Source organism: Azospirillum rugosum, assembly GCF_017876155.1.
Lineage (GTDB): Bacteria > Pseudomonadota > Alphaproteobacteria > Azospirillales > Azospirillaceae > Azospirillum > Azospirillum rugosum.
The window spans coordinates 34290-55569 of the sequence record NZ_JAGINP010000024.1; the positions used below are offsets into that span (position 1 = coordinate 34290).

Genomic DNA, 21280 nt, shown 5'->3' on the forward strand with positions numbered 1-21280 from the left:
GATGAGTTGGAAAAACCTGGGTCTCAGCGCCGTCGGCGTCTTCATCGCCGGGTGCCTTGCGTTCTCGCCGACCGCCCGCGCGGCCGATCCCGCCCCGCTGCCGAAGCCGGTGGAGCTGACGGTGGGCTACCAGAAGGTGGGCCATCTCGCCCCCGTCGTGATGATCGCCGACACGCTGAAGGCGCTGGGCGTGGAGCTGAAGACGGTGGAGTTCGCCCGCTACGCCGACGCGCGGACGGCGCTGCTGGCCGGGTCGCTCGACATGGCGACGGTGGGGCCGGCTGACCTCGCCATTTCACTGGCCCAGGGGGCCACGGACATGGTCGGCATCATGGGCGTCGGCAGCTCCCCCAAATACGTGATCGGGCGCAAGGGCGTGACGCTGGACAGCTGGAACGACCTGAAGGGCAAGAAGGTCGCCATCGCGCCGGGCTCCGCCGTGTGGTTCCAGTTCGCCGCGACGCTGACCGAGAAGGGCATCCCCTACAACAGCTTCCAGGCCGTCAACATCCAGGGCGGCGGCGCCAACTTCGACCAGGCGCTGCAGCGCGGCGAGGTGGACGCCATCGTGACGTGGGAGCCGTTCGAGTCCATCCCCGTGATGGAGGGCTACGGCTATTTCGCGAAGAACCTGGAATACAGCCAGTCCAAGTCGGTCGGCTCCGAACTCGGCATGCTGGTCGCCAACCGCAAGGCGATGGCGGAGAAGCGCCCGGCGATGGAACGCTTCGTCTGGTCCTACCTCCAGGTGCAGAAGTCGCTGGCGGACTCGCCGGAGGCCTTCGCCAAGGCCTACGCCTCGCTGACCGGCCTCGACCCGAAGCTGGCTGCGGAGGCGTCGAAGGTGATCGAGCTGGGCTCCGTCGTCACGCCCGACCAGATCAAGCGGCAGGCCAAGGCGTTCAACGAGCTGGGCGTCATCCCGAAGGACGTCTCGGGCGAGATCGACAAGTACTGGGACGCCTCGTTCGTCAAGCAGGCGCAGGCACAGTGACCGGGCGCAGCGCCACCCGTCGCGAAAGCGACGGGATCCGGCGGCCTTCCGGCAACCGCGGAGGACTGAGGACATGAACGACGCGCCCGCAAGAACGATGGCCGCGGCCCCGCGTCCGGCCCCGGCGAAGGCAATGGGCCGCGGCGCCGGGTTTGCCGCGGGCCGCTCCCGCGCCGCGCTCCGCGCCGTGCTGCTGCCGATCGCCATCATCGCGGCCTGGCAGCTGGCCGGCACGAACGGCTCGCTGGCCGGCGGGGTGCTGCCCACCCCCGACCGCGTCTGGGACGCCTGGGTGATGTGGGCCTTCGGGCCGAAGGGCATGGGGCTGAACCCCTACAGCGGCACCTGGCTCGACAACGTCCTGTTCTCCGCCGGGCGGGTCGCGCAGGGCTTTGTGCTGGCCATGATCGTCGGCATCCCGGCGGGGATCATGATCGGCTGGAGCCGGGCGGTGTCCGGGACGGTGGACCCGACCATCCAGCTTCTGCGCCCCATCCCGATCACGGCCTGGCTGCCCTTCTCCATCGCGGTGTTCGGCATCCAGGACATGGGGGCGGTGTTCCTGATCGCGCTGGGCGGCTTCTACCCGATCGTGGTGAACGCCACGCACGGCGCCCGCGACGTGGACCGCAACTGGATCCGCGCCGCCCGCATGATGGGGGCGAGCCGCTTCGAGGTGCTGCGCCGCGTCGTCCTACCGGCAGCATTGCCCGCCATCTTCACGGGCCTGCGCATCGGCCTTGGCATCGCCTGGACGGCGGTGATCGTGTCGGAGATGGTCGCGGTCAAGTCGGGCCTCGGCTACGTGCTGTGGGACGCCTACTACGTCGGCCGCATGGACGTGGTCATCGCCGACATGCTGTCGATCGGGGCCATGGGCCTGCTGAGCGATTGGCTGATCGTCACCGTCGAACACTGGGTCCTGCGCTGGCGCCGGCTCCAGACCGCAACGCGCTGAAGCGGATTGTTATCCGCTTGGGAACGCGACTGCGGTCCCGGCCGCCCGTGCGGCCGAAGCCCGGCCGGCAAATGAGGCCATATGAATCTAAAGCGAATGGTAATTCGCTTTAAGAACGGGGAGCATCATGGGAACCATACGCTTCCGCGAGGTCGGGAAGATCTACCCCGGAAAGGAACCGGTCGTGGCGCTGGACCGGGTGAACCTGGAGATCGGCGAGGGCGAGTTCGTAGCATTGCTCGGGCCGTCGGGCTGCGGGAAATCGACCCTGCTGAACCTCGTCGCCGGGTTCGAGGACATGACGTCGGGCACGCTGTCCTTCAACGGCGGCCCGGTCTCCAGCCCCGGGCCGGAGCGCGCCGTCGTCTTCCAGGAGGCCGCACTCCTGCCCTGGCTGACGGTCGCGCAGAACATCGCCTTCGGGCCGACCGTCCAGCGCCGGGGCCGCGCCGAGTATGAGCCGAAGATCCGCGAACTTCTGCGGCTGGTCGGGCTGGAGCGGTTCGCCGACGCCCTGCCCTCGCAACTGTCGGGCGGCATGCGCCAGCGGGTGGGCATCGCCCGCGCGCTGGTCATGGACCCGAAAGCGCTTCTGATGGACGAGCCCTTCGGCGCGCTCGACGCCCAGACGCGCATGAGCATGCACCAGCTGCTGCTGGACGTCTGGCAGTCGCTGGGCACCACCGTGCTGTTCGTCACGCACGACATCGACGAGGCGATCCTGCTCGCCGACCGGATCTGCATCATGTCGGCCCGGCCGGGGCGGATCACGCGGGAGATCGCCGTGGAGTTGCGGCGGCCCCGTTCCGTCGAGCAGCTGACCGACCCGGCCTTCATCCGCCACAAGGCGGAGATCATGGCCGAAATACGCGCGGCGCAAAAGGAACACGCATGAGCAACCCCCGGATCCCCTACCGCCTGTCCGACGCGCGGCCGCCGCTGCCCGACTTCCAGGGCCGGCGGATCATCGTCCACCTCGTCGTCAACGTCGAGAACTGGCGCTTCGACGAGGCGATGCCGCGCACCATCATCACGCCCCCGCACGGGCGGGAGACGGTGCCCGACGTGCCCAACTTCAGCTGGGCCGACTACGGTATGCGCGCCGGGCTGCCGCGCATCCTGCGCCTGTTCCGCGACCGCGGTCTGCCCGCCTCCACCAGCATCAACGCGGGCGTCATCGACGCCTACCCCCAGGCCGCGGAGGCCATGCTGGCCGCCGGCTGGGAGTTCATCGGCCATGGCATGCACCAGAAGGCGATCAACCACGCCGGCGAAGGGGAGGAGGCGCTGATCGAGGCGGCGCTGGACCGCATCGCACGCTTCACCGGCACGCGCCCGCGCGGCTGGCTGAGCCCCGGCCTGCGGGAGACGGAGCGGACGCCCGACCTGCTGCGCCGCCAGGGCGTGGACCATGTGTTCGACTGGGTGGTGGACGACCTGCCGAGCTGGATGCGCACAGCGCACGGCCCGCTGCTCGCCCTGCCCTACAACCTGGAGATCAACGACAGCATCGTCTACGCCATCGAGAAGCACGCGACGGGGGAGATGCTGAGCCGCCTGTCCCACACCCTGCGCCTGTTCGAGCGCGAGTGCACGGCCAACCCACGGGTGCTCGCCATCGGCCTGCACCCGCACCTGATCGGCGTGCCGCACCGCGCGCACGAGCTGGAGGCCATGCTGGACCTGCTGCAAGCCTCCCCCCATGTCACCTTCGCGACCGGGCCCGCGATCGCGGACTGGTTTGCTGCGGCGGAACCTGCGGAGGGCTGAAACATGGATCTGGAACTGTCCGGCAAACGGGTCCTGGTGACCGGGGGATCCAAGGGAATCGGGCTCGCCTGCGCGGAGGCCTTCGCCGCGGAAGGCGCCGTGCCCATCCTCGTCGCCCGCGACGCGGCGGCGCTGGAGGCGGCGGCCGAGAGCATCCGCGCGCGGCACGGCGTGGCGGCCGAGGCGGTGCCCGCCGACCTGTCCGACGGTGCCGCGCGGGAACGGCTCGCCGCCACCGTCGGCGACATCGACGTGCTGATCAACAACGCCGGCGCCATTCCCGGCGGCAGCATCCTCGACATGGACATGGCCGCCTGGGAATCCTCCTGGCAGTTGAAGGTCTTCGGCTACATCCACATGACGAAGCTGTTCGTGGAGGCCATGCGCGGGCGCGGCGGCGGCACGATCGTCAACGTCATCGGCACGGCCGGGATGGCGCCGCGCTGGGACTATGTCTGCGGATCCACCGGCAACGCGGCGCTGATCGCCTTCACCCAGGCGGTGGGGGCGCGGTCGGTCGACTGGAACGTGCGCGTGTTCGGGGTCAACCCGTCGGCGACGCGGACCGATCGCGCCACGACGCTCTACCGCAAGCGGGCCGAGACGCGTTTCGGCGATCCGGAGCGCTGGGCGGAGGCGCTGGGCGACCTTCCCTTCGGCCGCCTCGCCGAACCGTCGGAGATCGCGGCGCTGGTCGCCCTGCTCAGCGCGCCGCGGGTCGCCTACCTGTCGGGCACCGTCGTCGACATGGACGGCGGCGGCCGGTTCCGATAGGCCGTCCGGGCCGGCTGGGGCGATTACCCGAACAGCACCTCCGGCACCGTGGCCGCCAGGGCCGCCAGTTCCGGCAGATCGCGGGATCGGCCGTCGGTGACCAGCGTGTCGATCCCGTCGGTCGGGCAGAAGCTGATGCGGCTGGTCTGGCCGATCTTGCTGTGGTCGGCCAGGATCACCGCGCGGTCGGCGTTGCCGACCATGGCGCGGGCCACCTCCGCCTCGCGCGGGTCGAAGCTGGTGGCGCCATAGCGGGGGTGCAGGGCGACCGGCGACAGCAGCGCCATGTCGGCGCGGTAGCGGTGGATCTCCGCCACCGTGCCCTCGCCGAAGGTGGCGGGCAGCCCTTCGTCCACCCGGCCGCCCAGCAGCATCACCCGGCTGCGGTTCTGGTTGGCGATGGTCTGCGCCACGTCGAAGGAGTTGGTGACGATGGTCAGGCCGGGCAGGCTCGCCAGTTCCTCCGCCAGGGCCGACACCGTGCTGCCGAAATCGAGGAACAGGGTCTGGCCGGGGGACACCAGCCGCGCCGCCGCCTTGGCGATGGCGCGCTTCTCCTTCTGGCGCACTTGGTTGCGCACGGCGATGGGGGGTTCCGGCTCCGGCCCCACCGCGACCACGCCGCCGTGGACCCGGCGCAGCTCGCCGCGCGCTTCCAACTCCACAATGTCGCGCCGCACCGTCTCCCGCGAGACGCCCAGGTCGCCGGCGATGCGGTCGGTGGAGACCCGGTGCACCGCCGCCAGGAGGGCTCGGATGCGCTGGTGGCGTTCCTCCTGAAGCATCGCTCAGGCCGCCTTCTTCCGGATGACCAGGGCCAGCGCGCCGCGCATGGCGAGCGCCGCCGCCGCGACCACCGCCATGATGCAGGTGGAGAAGGCCGCCGCCTGCGACACGAATCCGGCCTCGTCCAGCCGCATCACCGTCACCGCGGCGAGGTTGGTGGAGGGCGTCACCAGGAAGATGATCGCCGACAGCGTGACCATGGAGCGCATGAACAGGAAGAAGAAGACCGACAGCAGGGTCGGCACCATCACCGGCACCACCACGTCGCCCAGCACCCGCAGGACCCCGCCGCCGAGGCAGCTCGCCGCTTCCTCCAGCGCCGGCGGCACGGCGCGCATCCCGGTGACCATCGTGAGGAAGCCCTGCGTGTGGTAGTGGTAGAAGTTGCACAGCGCCAGCAGAAGCGCCGTCCCATACAGCATGTGCAGCGGCGTTCCCGCAAGGTTGAAGGCGAAGATGTAGGACAGGCCGAGCACCAGCCCCGGCACGCCCACCGGCAGCACGGCCAGCAGATAGACCGCCTTCGCCACCCCCGGCGGCATCCGCCGCAGCCCCAGGACCAGGGCGAACAGCAGCGCCGTGCCGATCCCCGCCGCCCCCGCCGACACCGCCAGCGAGGTCCACAGCGGGTCGTAGCCGCCGCTGAGCGTGATCGAATAGTGCTTCAGCGTGAAGTCCAGGCGGTAGGGCCACAGCCGGACGACGCTGGCGAAGAGCACCGTCGCCACCACCGCCACGATGGACAGGGCCAGCGTCATGGTGGCGAGGAACAGCGGGACGTCGCGCATCGGAACGTAATCGGGGACCGGCGGCAGGGCGCTTTCCGACGCGGTGCCGAACTGGCGCTGGGCAGCCACCCGCTCGATGTAGACGGCGACGCCCGTGGGCAGGAGCAGCAGGATGCCCACCGCCGCGCCGATGCCGAACTTCATCTGGCCGGTGACCTGGTTGTAGATCTCGGTCGCCAGGACGGAGAAGTCACCGCCGATGGTCACCGCGTTGCCGAAATCGGTGATCGTCACGGTGAAGACCACGAAGCCAGCGCTGAGCAGGCCGAACTTCACGTTGGGCAGGGTGATGCCGACGAACTGCTGCCAGCGCGTCGCCCCCATCACCTCCGCCGCGTCGTAATAGCGGGCGTCGGACTGGCGCAGCGCCGCCTGGATGATCAGCACCGCCTGCGGCAGCGCGTAGAGCACGTTGGCGATCAGCAGCCCCGGAAAGCCGTAGATGTTCAGCCGCGTGCCGAGCAGGTTGCTGACCAGCCCGTTGCGCCCCAGGAGGAAGATCAGGCCGAGGCCGAGCACCAGCGAGGGCGCCAGCAGCGGCAACGCCAGGGCCGCCGAGACGAAGCGCTTGCCCGGGATGCGCGTGCGCTGCACGGCGTAGGCGACCATGAAGCCCAGCACGAGGCAGACCGCCGTGGTGGCCGTGCCGACCGCCAGGCTGTTGCCGACCGCGCGCAGGGTGCCCGGCGCGCGGAACAGGGCCAGGTAGTTGCCGAGGCCGACGCCGCCGGCCTCCTCCATGAAGCTGCGCCAGACGATGGTGCCGAGCGGCAGCAGGAAGAACAGGACCAGCGCCACCACCGGCACCAGCACGCAGGCGCCGTAGAGCAGCCGCTCGTCCATCGGGCGACGCAGGCGGCGGGGCTGGGTCTTGTTCGGCGTCTTGTCGGGTACGGTCAGGGCGGGCATGGTCATGCGCGCACCCACGCGCAGGCGTCAGCATCCACCGAAACGTCCACCGCGGCCCCCGGCGCGACGCCGGGATCCTGGTGGGTCTCGGCCAGCAGCTCCCGCCCCCGCCAGGACAGGCGCAGCCGGCGGATGTTGCCGAGGAAGGTCAGGTCGATCACCCTGCCCTCCCCGCCCGCCACCGGGGCGACGGCGATCCGCTCCGGCCGCACGCAGGCCTCATAGGCGGTCTCCGCCCCGTCCGGGCGGCTGGGCAGGAGGTGGGGCATCGCCTCGCGCACCCAGGCGGTCGGCAGAAGGTTGCTGCTGCCCATGAAGTCGGCCACGAAGCGGGTGCGCGGGCGCAGGTAGAGGTCCTGCGGCGTGCCGACCTGCTCGATCAGGCCGTGGTTCATGCAGACCACCTTGTCGGCGAGCGTCAGCGCCTCCTCCTGGTCGTGGGTGACCATGATGGTGGGGATGCCCAGCCGGCGCTGCACGTCGCGGATTTCCGCCCGCAGGTCGGCGCGCACGCGGGCGTCCAGCGCCGACAGCGGTTCGTCCAGCAGGATCAGCGACGGATCGACGGCCAGCGCGCGGGCCAGCGCCACGCGCTGCTGCTGCCCGCCGGACAGCTGCCAGGGGTAGCGGTCGGCCACATTCGGCAGCTTGATGAGGTCAAGCAGCTCCGTCACCCGGGCCGCGATGCGGTCGCGCGGGCCTTTTCGGATCTTCAGGCCGTATCCGATGTTCTCCGCCACCGTCATGTTCGGGAACAGCGAGTAGGACTGGAACACGATGCCGAAGCCGCGGTCGCGCGCCGGCACGGCGCCCAAGTCCCGCCCGCCCATCAGCAGCTCGCCCGCGTCGTAGGGCATCAGCCCGGCGATGATGCGCAGCAGCGTGGTCTTGCCGCAGCCGCTCGGCCCCAGCAGGCAGACGAATTCCCGCTCCTCCACGGTCAGGTTGATGCGGTCCAGCGCGACGAAGCCGTCGAAGGTCTTCAGGAGGTTCTTGATCTGCAAATCCATGGCACGGCCATTCGGAGCGGGAGGACGATAATCCCTCTCCCGCCCCGGGAGAGGGAAGGGACCCGCGCGAAAGCGCGGGAAGGGTGAGGGTGCGGCCAAGAATGCGTGCGTTGATCCTTGCACGACCCTCACCCGCCCGCTTTCGCGGGCACCCTCTCCCGGGGCGGGAGAGGGGAGCTTTGCCCTCAGCGGCCGATGCTGCCCTGCCAGGTCTGGAGGATGGCGTCGCGCTCCGTCGCGGACTTGGCGAAGTCCATGGGGTAGAGCACCTTCTGCAGGTCGGCCGGCAGACCGGCGTCCACCGCCGCCTTGGCGACCGGCGCGCCGGGGATCGTCACGATCTCCTTGTACTTGGTGTAGAGCGCGGCGGCCTTCGGCGACAGCGTCCAGTCGAGGAAGCGCTTGGCGTCCGCCTTGTTCTTGGAGGACGTCATCAGGGCCGACGCCTCAAGCTCGTAGCCGGCGCCGTCGGTCGGGATGACCATCTTGACCGGGAAGCCTTCCTCGACCGACTTGATGGCGGCGAAGGCCAGCGAGGCGCCGATGGCGAATTCGCCCGAACGGGCCGACTTGCAGGGCTTGGAGCCGGACTTGATGTACTGGGCGACGTTGCCGTCCAACGTCTTCAAGAACTGCCAACCCTTCTCGTTGCCCTGGCTTTGCAGGATGGCGGCGATCTGGAGGTAGCCGGTGCCCGACGACACCGGGTTCGGCATCACCACCTCGCCCTTGTAGACGGGGTTGGTCAGGTCCTTCCAGGAGGTCGGGACCGGCAGGTTCTTCGATTTCAGCAGTTCGGTGTTCACGCAGAAGGCGGCCATGTAGCCGGTGGCGGCGAACCAGCGGGCGTCGGCACCCTTGTAGGCGGCCGGCAGCACGTCGGAGCCCTTGGCGGCGTAGGGTTCGACCAGCGCCATGACGCGCGGGTCCAGCATGTTGGTGACCGCCCAGCCCCAGATCACGTCGTGCTGCGGGTTGGACGCCTCCGCCAGCATGCGGGCGCCGAGGTCGCCGGTGGACAGGCGCAGCACCTTCAGGTCGATGTCCGGCAGGTCTTTCTTCGCCGCCGCCACATAGTCGGCGATCTCGTCCTCCTCCAGCGCCGTGTAGACGGTCAGCGTCCCGGCCTGGGCCACGGTCGGCAGCACCGCCGCCGCCATCAGAATCGCACCGGCCACCAGCGACTTTCCACCAAGCTCCACCATCACCAACCCCCTCAGTTCCCGATGCCGTTCCCCGGCCAGCGACCGGTGGCGAACCCCTGTCCGCCGTGGATTTAAGTGGAGGTTTGCACTTTTGTGTTTTTGTGTCTACCATGATTGCACAACTGGCGTGCATTTGCGCAGCAGCACAAAAACAAGGCAGATCATGAGCCCCATCACCACGGACATGACCCCCGGCACCCTGGAACTGGCCGGCTTCGCCGCTGCCTTGGCGGACGAGGCGCGGGGCCTATCCCGCCGCTGGTTCCGCACCCCGGTCGCCGTTGACAGCAAGGCGGACGACAGCCCGGTGACCATCGCCGACCGCGAGGTGGAGGCCGCCTTGCGCCGCCGCATCGCCGACCGCTATCCCGGCCACGGCATCTTCGGGGAGGAGCACGGGCGCGACCGGCTCGATTCGGACATCGTCTGGGTGATCGATCCCATCGACGGCACCCGCAGCTTCATCAGCGGCTGGCCGATCTACGGCACGCTTCTGGCGGTGCTGGAGCGCGGGATTCCGGTCGTCGGGGTCATCGACATGCCGGTGCTGGGGGAGCGCTGGACGGGACGCGCCGGCGCCCCTACCCTCTATGGCGACGGCAGTGGGGCGGAGCGGGCCTGCCGCACGCGCGACTGCCGCCGGCTGGCCGACGCGACGGTCTACACCACCTCGCCCGACGCCTTCGACGCGGCGGGGCTGCGGGTGTTCGAGACGGTCAGCCGGCAGGCGCGGACGCGGCGTTTCGGCGGCGATTGCTACATCTACGGGCTGGTCGCCTCCGGCCATGTGGATCTGGTGATCGAGGCCGGGCTGCAACCTTATGACTACTTGGCCATGCAGCCGGTGATCGAAGGGGCCGGCGGGGTCATCACGGACTGGGAGGGCAAGCCGCTGACCATGGATTCGGACGGGCGCGTGGTTGCCGCCGCGACGGCCGACCTCCACGCCGAGGTCGTCGCCGCCATCGCGCGGGCGGCGGTCTGACCCCGATCAACGGAAGGGACAAGGGACGCCATGGCATTCGCCCAAACGCTGGCCGGAACGCGGTACGGGTTCCCCGATCTGAGGACGCTGCTGGCGCGCGCGTCGCCGCCGCGGTCGGGGGACGCGCTGGCCGGACTGATCGCCGCCAGCGCGGCCGAAAGGGTGGCGGCGCAGATGGCGCTGGCCGACCTGCCGCTGCGCCACTTCCTGACCGAGGCCATCGTCCCCTATGAGAGCGACGAGGTCACCCGGCTGATCGTCGACAGCCACGACGGCGCCGCCTTCGCCCGCGTCGCCCACCTGACGGTCGGCGGCTTCCGAGACTGGCTGCTGTCGGAGGAGGCGGACGCGGAGGCGCTGGCGGCGCTCGCCCCCGGCCTGACGCCGGAGATGGCGGCGGCGGTGTCCAAGATCATGCGCGTGCAGGACCTGATCGCCGTGGCCGCCAAATGCCGCGTCGTCACGCGCTTCCGCAACACCATCGGGCTTCCGGGCCGGCTGTCCACCCGGCTGCAGCCCAACCACCCCGTGGACGACCCGCGCGGCATCGCGGCCAGCATCCTGGACGGGCTGATGTACGGCAGCGGCGACGCCGTCATCGGCATCAACCCGGCGACCGACAGCGCGGAGTCCATGACCACGCTGCTGTCCATGCTGGAGGAACTGCGGCTGCGCACCGGTGCGCCGATCCAGTCCTGCGTGCTGGCCCATGTGACCACCGCGCTGAAGGCCATGGAGCGCGGCGCGCCGGTGGACCTCGTCTTCCAGTCCATCGCCGGGACGGAGGCCGCCAACCGGGCCTTCGGCGTGTCGCTGTCCGTGCTGGACGAGGCGTGGGAAGCGGGCAAGGCGCTGAAGCGCGGCACGGTCGGCGACAACCTGATGTATTTCGAAACCGGCCAGGGCAGCGAGCTGTCGTCCGGCGCGCATGAGGGGGTGGACCAGCAGACGGTCGAGGCGCGCTGCTACGCGGTGGCCCGCCGCTACCGTCCGCTGCTGGTCAACACGGTGGTCGGCTTCATCGGGCCGGAATACCTGTTCGACGGCAAGCAGATCATCCGCGCCGGGCTGGAGGATCATTTCTGCGCCAAGCTGCTCGGCCTGCCGATGGGCTGCGACGTCTGCTACACCAACCACGCCGACGCCGACCAGGACGACATGGACACGCTGCTGACCCTGCTGGGCGTGGCCGGCTGCACCTTCATCATGGGCGTGCCGGGGGCGGACGACATCATGCTGAACTACCAGAGCACGTCCTTCCACGACGCCTTGTACGTCCGGCAAGTGCTGGGCCGCCGCCCGGCGCCGGAGTTCGAGGCGTGGCTGGGCGCCGCGGGCATCGCCGACGCTGGGGGGCGGCTGCGCTTCGACCCCGCTGCCACCGCCCTTCCGCCCGCCTTGCCCCTGCCACAGGAGCAATCATGACCGAGTCCGAGCGCTTTCCCTCCCCGGCCCGGCCCGACCGCTGGGGGCATCTGCGCCGTTTCACCGATGCGCGGATCGCGCTGGGCCACGCCGGCTCCGGCCTGCCGACCGCCGCGCATCTCGCCTTCCAGGCGGCGCACGCCCAGGCGCGCGACGCGGTGCACGCGCCGCTGGACGTCGGCGCGCTGATGGCGGCGCTGATTGAGCGCGGCTGGCCGGCCGTGGCGGTCGCCAGCGCGGCGCCGGACCGCACCACCTACCTGACGCGCCCGGACCTCGGCCGCCTGCTGTCGGATGAGTCGCAGCGCCGCCTGTCGGAACCGATGACGGCGCCCGATGTGGTGCTGGTGGTCGGCGACGGGCTGAGCGGCACCGCGGTGCAGACCAACGCCCTGCCCGTCCTCGACGCTCTGGTTCCGCGCCTGCAAGCGGCTGGGCTGCGGGTCGGACCCATTGTGGTGGCGGAACAGGCGCGGGTGGCGCTGGGCGATCCGGTCGGCGCCCTGTTCCAGGCAAAGGCCGCCGTCGTGCTGATCGGCGAGCGCCCGGGCTTGAGCGCCGCGGACTCGCTGGGCCTCTACCTGACCTGGGAGCCTCGGCCCGGCCGGGTGGACAGCGAGCGCAACTGCATCTCCAACGTCCGCGCGGGCGGCCTTGCCCCAGCCGCGGCGGCGGAGCAGGCGGCGGCGCTGCTCACGGCGATGTTCGCTCGGCGCCGGTCGGGCATCCTGCTGAACACGACGGCCGCCGCTCCGCCACCGGAGCTGCCGGACTGAACCACGAAAGCGGCGACCGAAGCCGCTTGCCGATCTTTATACGGTCGTATTATATTGTGGCCTCCGAGTGCAGGGAGGTCCAATGCTGATTCGCAACGATCACCGGCTGGTGCAGGCGGCCAACACGCTCGTCCGCGACCATTTCGCGGTGCAGGCCGGGGAGAGCGTCCTGCTGACCGTCGATCCGGGAACGGACACGGCGCTCGTCGACGCGGTGTTCGCGGCGGTGGCGCAGGCCGGCGGGCGCCCGCTGGTCGGCATGATTCCGCAGCTGCCCTTCCAGGGCGCCCTGGCGGACGCCTACGTGCCCGACGCGCTGGTCGCGGCGGCGGCGGCCACCGACGTCTGGCTGGATTTCTGCTTTCCGTACATGGCCGGATCGCGGATGCATGACGGGGCGATGAAGGCCGGACGCGCGCGCTACGCCCTGCTCGCCACCGCCGGCGCGGACAGCCTGGCGCGCCTCTACGGAGGCGTCGACTTCGCGGCCCTGATGGACTTCCAGGTGGCGGTCGCCGAATACGTCGACAGCCAGGCCGGGAAGGAGGCGCGCTTCACCTGCCCGCTCGGCACCGACGTCACCTTCACGCTGGACAAGGTCAAGCTGAAGCGGCAGCGCGTCGCGACCTCGCCCGGCATGCACACGGCACCGGGCGCGCAGAGCCTGTACCCGGTGATGGATTCGGTGCGCGGGCGCATCGTCCTCCAGGCCCTGTTCGACGAGATCTACCGGCCGCTCCGCCGCCCGATCACCATCGAGGTCGACGGCCGCATCCAGGGCTTCTCCGGCGCCGGGGCGGAGGACCAGCCGCGGTTCGAGCGCGCCCTGCGGCGCGCCAGCAACGGCGTCTACGGCTATTTCATCCACTTCACCCTGGGTTTCCACCCCGCGACGCGAATGACCGGCCGGCACTTCATCGAAGACATCCGCGTTCCCGGCACCAACGCCATCGGCATGGGCCTGCCCTGGTGGGAAGCGGGCGGCGGGGAGAACCACCCGGACGGCGTCGTCTTCGACCAGTCGCTGTGGATCGATGGCGAACTGATCGTCGACCAAGGCCGGCTGGTCGGCCCGACGGAGCTGCTGGGCCTCTACGAGACGCTGACGCCGCGCTTCTACTGACGGTCGTTCAGGAGAGCGATTCCCGCAGGACCGGCAGGATCTGGGCGACCAGCGCCTGGGGATCGACGGCGTCCGGCGCCAAACTCCATTCCAGCCAGGCGCCCTTCAGCAGGGCCATGACCGCCAGGGTCACCGTGGCGGCGTCGACCGTCGCGCCGTTGGCCCTGGCGGTCTGCTCGATCAGGTCGTGCAGCTGCTGCTGGAACCGCCCGTAGATCTCCTCGTGGACGCGGCGCACCGCCTCGTTCGTGTGCGTCAGCCCCCAGAACAGGAAACGCACCCGGATGTAGTCGCGGTCGAGGATCGGCGGGCGGAGACCGGCCATGACCAGGGCGTGCAGCTGCTCGCCGGGCGACGGCCCGGCTTCGGCGAGCGCCCTGGCCGTCTGCTCCTGCAACTGCGCCGACAGGTGCCGGTAGGTTTCCGCCAGCAGCTCGTCCTTGCTGCGGAAATGATGGCGCACCATGCCGAGCGACAGGCCGGCCTCGTCCGCGATGGTCCGCACGCTGGTTTCCGCCTCGCCGAGGCGCACCAGGCAGCGGAAGGTGGCGTCGATCAGCTCCTGCCGGCGGACGTCGGGCGCCTTCTTGGAAAAGCTGCGGCGCGGAGCCCGCGCGAGCGGCTGTGAGTCGTCTGTTTCCACCGCGAGTCCTGGTCCGCTGTTCGGTGCCGGCCTTGGAGGATAGGGCCATCGCCGCGGCCGGCAAAGTGCGTCGTTGCCATCACTTTATACTATCGTATAATATCGCGGCAACGGAGACGGAGGGCGGCGTATGCACCGGACCATTGCCATTGCGGGTGGGGGACACGCGGCGGGGCGCGCCGTGCGCGTGCTGCGGGATGAAGGCTTCGACGGACGGATCCTCGTCGTCGGGGAGGAGCGGGACCCGCCCTACGAACGGCCTGCCCTGTCGAAGGAATTCCTGCGCGGCGATCACGGGCTGGACAAGTGCCTGATCAACGCGGCGGACGTCTACGGAGATGGGCGGACGGAGCTGCTGCTGGGCTCCCGCGTGTCGGCCATCGACGCCCGCGACCGCCGCCTCATCACGGATGGCGGGAAGGCGGTCGCCTTCGACGCGCTGCTGATCGCCACCGGCACCCGCGCCCGCACCCTCGACGGCGTGCCGGTGGACGGAGAGGTCGTCCACACGCTGCGCAGCGCCGCCGACGCGCTCCGGCTGAGACCGTTCCTGCGGCCGGGGGCCCGCGTCGTCCTGATCGGCGGCGGCTTCATCGGGCTGGAGGTGGCGGCGAGCGCCCGGACGCTCGGCTGCGAGGTCACGGTGCTGGAGGCCGCCCCGGCCCTTCTGGCGCGGGTCGTCGGCGGCGCGGCCATCGGGCGCCATGTCGAGGCGCTGCACCGCGCCCAGGGCGTCACGGTGAAGACCGGCGTGCGGATCGACCGGCTGGAGGTGCGGTGCGACGGGGCGACGGTCCACGGCGCGGACGGGACGCGGATCGAGGCCGATGTGCTGGTCGTCGGCGTCGGCGCCGTGCCGAACGCGGAGGTCGCCGCCGCCGCCGGGCTGGAGTGCAACGACGGAATCGTCGTCGACGGGCGGGGACGCACCTCGGTGGAGGGGATCTACGCCGTCGGCGACGTCGCGCGCCACCCCAGCGCCTTCCACGGCCGCTCCATCCGCCTGGAAACCTGGGACAACGCGGAGCGCCAGACGGCGGTCGCCTGCCGCGCGATGCTGGGGCGGGAGGAGCGGTACGACGCCGTTCCCTGGATGTGGACCGACCAGTTCGGCATGAACCTCCAGATGCTCGGCCTTCCCGGCCCCTGCGAGGCGGAGGTCGTGCGCGGCGATCCGGCGAGCGGCCGATTCATCACCCTGGCGCTGAACAGCGGCCGGGTCACGTCCGCCGTCCTGGTCAACATGGGGCGCGAACGCCGCCCGCTCACCGGCCTCATGGAGCGCGGTGTGCCGGTCACCCCCGCCGAACTGGCCGACGAGTCCATCCCCTTGCGCAATTTGGTACAACGGGCAGCCGGCTGACGCCGCCCCCTTCCCCGCTTCGGAGGTTCGACTGTGTTCTACCGCTGCGACGTCAACGACCACGGCCTGCCCTACAACCCCTTCAAGGCCTGCGTCATCCCGCGGCCGATCGGCTGGATCTCCACGGTCAGCGCGGACGGCGTCCCCAACCTCAGCCCGTTCAGCTTCTTCAACGCCATCAACGAACGCCCGCCGATGGTGATGTATTGTCCCAACGGCGAGCACCGCGACGGCGGTGAGAAGGACTCCGTCAAGAATGCCCGCGAGACCGGGGAATTCGTCGTCAACCTCGCCAGCTACGACCAGCGCGACGCGATGAACGCCTCCGCGGCCTCGGTCCCGCGGGGCGTGGACGAGTTCGAGCTTGCCGGGCTGACCAAGGAGCCGTCGACGCTGGTCCGCGCGCCGCGGCTGAAGGAATCGCCGGTGAACCTGGAATGCGCGGTGCTGGATATCCTGGAGCTGCCCACCAGCGACGACAAAAAGTCCGGCCGCATGGTGCTCGGCCGCGTTCTGGGCATCCACATCCGCGACGAGGTCATCGTCGACGGCATGGTCCGCGCCGAACTGCTTCGCCCCCTGTCGCGCCTCGGCTACATGGATTACGCCGTGACCGATTCCGTTTTCCAGCTCGAGCGGCCGAAATGACCGGCCAACAACCAAGGACCAGCATGCGCAGCTTCGACCGGATCTACATCGGCGGAAACTGGACTTCCCCCGCCGCCGACCACCCGATGATCGACGTGGTGAACCCCACGACGGAGGAGGTGATCGCGCGCATTCCCCAGTGCGACGCGCGCGACGCCGCCGCGGCCGTGGACGCCGCCGCCGACGCCTTCGAGGGTTGGGCCGCCACCCCGCCGGCCGAGCGCGCGGCGTACCTGCGCAAGATCGCCGCCGGGCTGAAGGCCCGCCTGGAGGAGATGGCGCAGACCATCACGGCCGAGATGGGATGCCCCATCGGCCTCAGCCGCGCCTTCCAGGCCGGCGCGCAGGTCGCCGCTTTCGAGAACTACGCCGACCTGGCCGAGCGCTTCGAGTATGAGGGGCGCATCGGCCACTCCCTGGTGGTGCGGGAACCGGTGGGGGTGGTCGTCGCCATCACGCCGTGGAACTACCCGCTCTATCAGATCGCCGGGAAGATCGGCCCGGCGCTCGCGGCCGGCTGCACCGTCGTGCTGAAGCCGTCGGAGGTGGCGCCGCTGAACGCCTTCCTGCTGGCGGAGATCATCCACGAGGCCGGCCTGCCGCCGGGCGTCTTCAACCTGGTCACCGGCACCGGCCCGACGGTGGGCGAGGCGCTGGTCGGCCACCCGCGCGTGGACATGGTGTCGCTGACCGGCTCCACCCTGTCCGGCCGGCGCGTCTCGGCCATCGCCGCGCAGTCGGTGAAGAAGGTGACGCTGGAGCTGGGCGGCAAGTCGGCCTCCGTCATCCTCGACGACGCCGACCTCGCGAAGGCGGTCAAGGGGACACTGGCGAATTGCGTCTCCAACGCCGGACAGACCTGCACCGCCCACACCCGCATGCTGGTCCCGGCTGCCTGCTACGAGGAGGTCAAGGCCATGATCCCGGCGCTGGTGGAGGGCTTCACCGTCGGCGATCCGATGGACGCCGCGACCCGCATCGGCCCGCTGGTCTCCGCCACCCAGCGCGACCGGGTGCGCGGCTACATTCGCAAGGGACTGGACAGCGACGCCGAGTTGATCGTCGGCGGCGATGAGGCTCCGGCCGGCCTCGACCGCGGTTATTACGTCCGGCCCACGGTGTTCGGCCGCGTCGCCCCGGACGCGGTGATCGCGCAGGAGGAGATCTTCGGCCCCGTGCTGTCGATCATCCCCTACGACGGCGAGGACGAGGCCGTGCGCATCGCCAACGGCACCATCTATGGGCTGGGCGGCGGCGTGTGGTCCGGCGACCGCGGCCACGCGCTGCGCATCGCCCGCCGGCTTCGCACCGGCCAAGTCGACATCAACGGCGCGCCGTTCAACCTGTTCGCCCCCTTCGGCGGCTTCCACCAGTCCGGCAACGGCCGCGAGAACGGCGCCATCGGGCTGGAGGAGTTCCTGGAGTACAAGGCCATCCAGCTGGATGGTGAGTGAGTAAATCGCACCTGGCCGTTCGACCCTCTCCCCTCTGGGGAGAGGGCAGGGTGAGGGGGTCCCGCCACCTCGGTACGTCCGGCAAAAGCGCAACCCCCTCACCCTAACCCTCTCCCCGGAGGGGAGAGGGGATTCCAAGCTGCCCAGCCTCAGCCTCCCATGCCCGAGGCAACCGGCCGGTCCGCGCCGCGCCGATGGCCTGTCCGGGCGTTCGCCTGGCCGGCCTCCTGGCTTGCGCCCGGGGCCGTCCCGTCCAATGCGTCCGGATCCGGCCGCTTGGCCAGCGCCTCCTCCAGCCAGCCCTCGCGGGTGGTGGGGAGGGAGGTGAACAGCAGTTCCGTGTAGGGGTGGAAGGGCGGCGACAGCACCGCGTCGCGGGCGCCGCAATCCACGACACGGCCGCGCCGCATCACCGCGATGTCGTGGGCGATGGCCTTCACCGTGCCGAGGTCGTGGGTGATGAAGATGTAGGAGACGCCCTTCTCCTCCTGGAGGCGGCGCAGCAGCTTGATGATGCCCTCCGCCACCAGCGGGTCGAGCGCGGAGGTCACCTCGTCGCAGATGATCAGGTCCGGGTCGGCGGCCAGCGCGCGGGCGATGCACACGCGCTGCTTCTGGCCGCCCGACAGCTCCGACGGGTAGCGCCGGGCGAACTCCGGCCCCAGCTCGATGTCGCGCAGCAGGTCGGCGACGCGCCGTTCCACCTCGGCGCGCGGCAGCCCGAAGTAGAAGGACAGCGGGCGGCCGATGATCTCTCCCACGGTCTGGCGCGGGTTGAGCGCCGTGTCCGGAATCTGGAAGATCATCTGCATGCGCCGCAGCGTGTCCTTGTCGCGCGCCTTCAGCGTGGGGCGCAGCGCCTTCCCGGCGAAGGTCAGCGTCCCCCCGGCGGCCGGGACCAGCCCGGTGACGACCTTGGCGAGCGTCGACTTGCCGCTGCCGGACTCGCCGACCACGGCGAGCGTCGTGCCCCGCCGCACGCCCAGCGTCACGTCGTCCAGCACGGGCACGGAGCCGTAGCGGGCCGACAGGCCGCGGATGGACAGAACCTCGTCCCGGGCATCCTCCCGCACTTCGGCGGGCACCACCGCGTGGCTGACGTTGAGCAGCCGGCGCGTGTAATCCTGCTTCGGCGTGTCGATCAGTTCCCGCGTCGTGCCCTCCTCCACCATCTGGCCGTGGCGCAGCACCATGATGCGGTCGGAGATCTGCGACACCACCGCCAGGTCGTGGCTGATGTAGAGGGCCGCACTGCCCTCCTCCCGGATGGCCTGCTTGATGGCGGCGAGCACTTCGAGCTGCGTCGTGACGTCGAGCGCGGTGGTCGGCTCGTCGAAGACGACGATGTCCGGCTCCGGCGCCAGGGCCATGGCGGTCATCGCGCGCTGCAACTGCCCGCCGGAGACCTGGTGCGGGTAGCGGGCGCCGAAGATGTCCGGCTGCGGCAGCCCGAGGCGGCGGAACAGGTTGCGGATCGTCCGCGCGATGGGGCCGGAGGACCCGCCGCCGCGCCGCAACGGCTCCGCGATCTGGCTTTCCAGCGTGTAGGCCGGGTTGAAGGAGGCCGCGGCCGACTGGGCGACGTAGGTGATGCGGCGCCCGCGCAGCATCCCGGCCTGGCGCGGCGGCAGGCTGAACACGTCCTGGCCGCGGAACAGCACCTCTCCGCCCACACAGGCGCAGCCGCCGCGCATGTGGCCGAGCGCCGCGAGGCCGAGCGTCGATTTCCCGGCCCCGGACTCCCCGATCAGGCCCAGCACCTCCCCCGGGTACAGGTCGAAGCTGACGCCCTTCAGAATCGGTTGGGAACCGGCCTGGACCCGCAGGTCGCGGACTTGAAGGATGGGCTGCGCGGCGTTGATCGTTTCCATGAGTGTCATCCTTCCGCGCTGCGGGACCGGCCCCGCGTATGAAGCAGGCTGTCGGCCACCAGGTTCACGCAGACCGCGACGATGGCGATCATGGCGGCGGGGACCAGCGGCGCCGACAGGCCGAAGCTGACGGCGGGGGCGTTGTCGCGCACCATGCCGCCCCAGTCCGGCGCGGGTGGCGGGACTCCCAGCCCGAGGAAGCTGAGCGAGCTGAGGAACAGCAGCCCGAAGACGAAGCGGATGGCCAGCTCCGCCATCAGCGGCACCATCCCGTTGGGCAGGATCTCGCGGAACAGGATCCAGCCGATCCCCTCCCCGCGCAGCCGGGCCACGGCCACGAACTCCTGCACCGCGATCTCCATGGCGAGCGAGCGCGTCAGGCGGAAGATGCGCAGCGCCTCGAACAGGGTCAGCACGGTGACCAGAACGGGGATGGAGTTGCCCAGCACCGCGATGGTCAGCAGCGCGAAGATCAGCGGCGGGAAGGCCATCAGCAGGTCGACCGCCCGCGACAGGGCGGTGTCCACCCAGCCGCCGAGGAAGGCCGCCGTCAGGCCGGCGCCGCTGCCGAACAGGAAGGCCAGCCCGGCGATCACCGCGGCGAGCGACAGGCTGGTGCGCCCGCCTTCCAGCACGCGGGCCAGCATGTCGCGGCCGAGCTGGTCGGTGCCCAGCGGGTGCGCCCAGCTCATCGGCTCCCACAGGTCGCCGACGATCTCCTCCGCGCGGTAGGGCAGGAAGGCGGGGCCGACGGCGACGGCCAGCGTGATGACGACCAGCACGCCCAGCGGCAGCCAAGTGGACAGCGGAAAGCCCCGCAGACGGGTGAACCGGGTCATCGCGGATGCCTCAGCTTCGGGTTGAAGAGCACGGCGACGATGTCGGCCGTCAGGTTCAGGCCGATGTAGGTCGCGCCGAAGATGAGGCCGCAGATCTGCACGACCAGGATGTCCTGCTTGCTGACCGAATCCACCATCCACTGGCCGAGGCCCGGGTAGGTGAACACCACCTCCACCACCACCACGCCGACCACGAGGTAGGCGAGGCTGAGCGCCACCACGTTGGCGACCGGCCCGACGGCGTTGACGAAGGCGTGGCGGACGATGATCTCCCGCCGCGAGCAGCCCTTCAGTTCCGCCATCTCGATGTAGGGGTTGGACAGCACGTTGATGACCGCCGCCCGCGTCATGCGCATCATGTAGGCCAGCACCAGGCAGACCAGCGTCAGCGCCGGCAGCACGATCCGGTGCAGCTGCTCGCCCAGCCCCATGTCCGGGTTGATGCCGGACAGCACCGGGAACCAGCCGAGGTTCAGGGCGAACACGACCAGCAGGATGTAGCCGACGAAGAATTCCGGGAAGGAGATGGAGGCCAGCGACAGGACGGAGATGACCCGGTCCAGCCGCGTCCCGCGGTAGAGCGCCGACACCAGCCCCAGGATGATCGCCAGCGGCACGGCGATGGCCGCCGCCGTCGCGGCGAGGAACAGCGTGTTGGACAGCCGCGTCGCCAGCATCGGCGCGATCGGCCGGTTGGTCGTCAGCGACTTGCCGAGATCGCCGACGGCGACCCGGCCCAGCCAGCCGACGTAGCGCTCCACCGGGGGATCGTTCAGATGCAGCTCCGCCCGCAGGTTCTCCACCGCCACCGGCGTGGCGTCCTTGCCGAGCAGGGCCTCCGCGGCGTCGCCGGGCAGGCATTCGACGGCCAGGAAAATGAGCACCGTGACGAACCACAGCGTGACCAGGGCCCCGAAGAGCCGTTTCGCGATCAATCGGGTCAAGACCATGCGGACCAC

Annotated in this window: 20 protein-coding genes; 12 read left to right on the forward strand and 8 right to left on the reverse strand. The window is 70.4% G+C overall.

Features of this window, described 5'->3' with window-relative positions:
* Window position 1: 1 nt before the first annotated feature.
* The 5 genes from J2851_RS27495 to J2851_RS27515 all read left to right on the forward strand — a co-directional run bounded on the left by J2851_RS27495 (window position 2) and on the right by J2851_RS27515 (window position 4496).
* Window positions 2-994, forward strand: a complete 993-nt coding sequence (locus J2851_RS27495) for an ABC transporter substrate-binding protein (protein WP_209770356.1) — start codon at window positions 2-4, stop codon at window positions 992-994.
* A gap of 73 nt (window positions 995-1067) precedes the next feature.
* Entirely contained in the window at window positions 1068-1952 is an 885-nt protein-coding gene (locus tag J2851_RS27500; protein ID WP_246500974.1) for an ABC transporter permease, read from the forward strand.
* Window positions 1953-2079: 127 nt separating this feature from the next.
* Complete coding sequence (locus J2851_RS27505; protein WP_209770357.1) at window positions 2080-2847, forward strand: ABC transporter ATP-binding protein; 768 nt, start codon at window positions 2080-2082, stop codon at window positions 2845-2847.
* The gene (locus J2851_RS27510) at window positions 2844-3722 is read left to right on the forward strand and encodes a polysaccharide deacetylase family protein (protein ID WP_209770359.1); all 879 of its coding nucleotides are present in this window, start codon (window positions 2844-2846) and stop codon (window positions 3720-3722) included. Before J2851_RS27505 ends, J2851_RS27510 begins: the two co-directional genes overlap by 4 nt.
* Window positions 3723-3725: 3 nt before the next feature.
* Window positions 3726-4496, forward strand: a complete 771-nt coding sequence (locus J2851_RS27515; RefSeq protein ID WP_209770362.1) for a short-chain dehydrogenase/reductase — start codon at window positions 3726-3728, stop codon at window positions 4494-4496.
* Window positions 4497-4519: 23 nt separating this feature from the next.
* Here J2851_RS27515 and J2851_RS27520 read toward each other — a convergent pair whose 3' ends face one another.
* The 4 genes from J2851_RS27520 to J2851_RS27535 form a co-directional block, all read right to left on the reverse strand.
* Complete coding sequence (locus J2851_RS27520) at window positions 4520-5281, reverse strand: DeoR/GlpR family DNA-binding transcription regulator (protein ID WP_209770364.1); 762 nt, start codon at window positions 5279-5281, stop codon at window positions 4520-4522.
* Between the two features lie 3 nt (window positions 5282-5284).
* Window positions 5285-6985, reverse strand: coding sequence for an ABC transporter permease subunit (locus J2851_RS27525; RefSeq protein ID WP_209770366.1), 1701 nt, complete (start codon window positions 6983-6985; stop codon window positions 5285-5287).
* Complete coding sequence (locus J2851_RS27530) at window positions 6982-7989, reverse strand: ABC transporter ATP-binding protein (RefSeq protein ID WP_209770368.1); 1008 nt, start codon at window positions 7987-7989, stop codon at window positions 6982-6984. The genes J2851_RS27525 and J2851_RS27530 overlap by 4 nt, the downstream gene beginning before the upstream one ends.
* Window positions 7990-8174: 185 nt before the next feature.
* Entirely contained in the window at window positions 8175-9194 is a 1020-nt protein-coding gene (locus tag J2851_RS27535; RefSeq protein WP_209770370.1) for an ABC transporter substrate-binding protein, read from the reverse strand.
* A gap of 163 nt (window positions 9195-9357) precedes the next feature.
* On the opposite strand from J2851_RS27535, the gene hisN reads away from it, so the two are divergent.
* The 4 genes from hisN to J2851_RS27555 all read left to right on the forward strand — a co-directional run bounded on the left by hisN (window position 9358) and on the right by J2851_RS27555 (window position 13503).
* Complete coding sequence (gene hisN / locus J2851_RS27540; RefSeq protein WP_246500975.1) at window positions 9358-10179, forward strand: histidinol-phosphatase; 822 nt, start codon at window positions 9358-9360, stop codon at window positions 10177-10179.
* Window positions 10180-10209: 30 nt separating this feature from the next.
* Complete coding sequence (locus J2851_RS27545; protein WP_209770372.1) at window positions 10210-11604, forward strand: ethanolamine ammonia-lyase subunit EutB; 1395 nt, start codon at window positions 10210-10212, stop codon at window positions 11602-11604.
* Window positions 11601-12380: an ethanolamine ammonia-lyase subunit EutC gene (eutC, locus tag J2851_RS27550; protein ID WP_209770374.1), complete on the forward strand. Its 780-nt coding sequence runs from the start codon at window positions 11601-11603 to the stop codon at window positions 12378-12380. Before J2851_RS27545 ends, eutC begins: the two co-directional genes overlap by 4 nt.
* Before the next feature lie 82 nt (window positions 12381-12462).
* A complete protein-coding gene (locus tag J2851_RS27555) occupies window positions 12463-13503 on the forward strand; it encodes a 2,5-dihydroxypyridine 5,6-dioxygenase NicX family protein (RefSeq protein ID WP_209770376.1) in 1041 nt (346 codons plus the stop codon).
* Between the two features lie 7 nt (window positions 13504-13510).
* Here the strand turns inward: J2851_RS27555 and J2851_RS27560 are convergent, their stop codons facing one another.
* Window positions 13511-14146: a TetR/AcrR family transcriptional regulator gene (locus tag J2851_RS27560; RefSeq protein ID WP_209770378.1), complete on the reverse strand. Its 636-nt coding sequence runs from the start codon at window positions 14144-14146 to the stop codon at window positions 13511-13513.
* Between the two features lie 130 nt (window positions 14147-14276).
* On the opposite strand from J2851_RS27560, the gene J2851_RS27565 reads away from it, so the two are divergent.
* Genes J2851_RS27565 through J2851_RS27575 form a run of 3 tightly spaced genes read left to right on the forward strand, consistent with a single transcriptional unit; the run spans window position 14277 to window position 17611 of the window.
* Window positions 14277-15509, forward strand: coding sequence for an NAD(P)/FAD-dependent oxidoreductase (locus J2851_RS27565; protein WP_209770380.1), 1233 nt, complete (start codon window positions 14277-14279; stop codon window positions 15507-15509).
* A 33-nt stretch (window positions 15510-15542) separates the two neighbouring features.
* Complete coding sequence (locus J2851_RS27570; RefSeq protein ID WP_209770382.1) at window positions 15543-16157, forward strand: flavin reductase family protein; 615 nt, start codon at window positions 15543-15545, stop codon at window positions 16155-16157.
* 23 nt (window positions 16158-16180) lie between these two features.
* On the forward strand, window positions 16181-17611 hold the full coding sequence (locus J2851_RS27575) for an aldehyde dehydrogenase family protein (RefSeq protein WP_209770384.1): 1431 nt from the start codon (window positions 16181-16183) through the stop codon (window positions 17609-17611).
* Between the two features lie 149 nt (window positions 17612-17760).
* Here J2851_RS27575 and J2851_RS27580 read toward each other — a convergent pair whose 3' ends face one another.
* The 3 genes from J2851_RS27580 to J2851_RS27590 are packed head-to-tail and all read right to left on the reverse strand — an operon-like array spanning window position 17761 to window position 21271.
* Window positions 17761-19482: an ABC transporter ATP-binding protein gene (locus tag J2851_RS27580; protein WP_246500976.1), complete on the reverse strand. Its 1722-nt coding sequence runs from the start codon at window positions 19480-19482 to the stop codon at window positions 17761-17763.
* A 5-nt stretch (window positions 19483-19487) separates the two neighbouring features.
* Complete coding sequence (locus J2851_RS27585) at window positions 19488-20321, reverse strand: ABC transporter permease (RefSeq protein WP_209770388.1); 834 nt, start codon at window positions 20319-20321, stop codon at window positions 19488-19490.
* A complete protein-coding gene (locus J2851_RS27590) occupies window positions 20318-21271 on the reverse strand; it encodes an ABC transporter permease (protein WP_209770390.1) in 954 nt (317 codons plus the stop codon). The genes J2851_RS27585 and J2851_RS27590 overlap by 4 nt, the downstream gene beginning before the upstream one ends.
* Window positions 21272-21280: the final 9 nt, after the last annotated feature.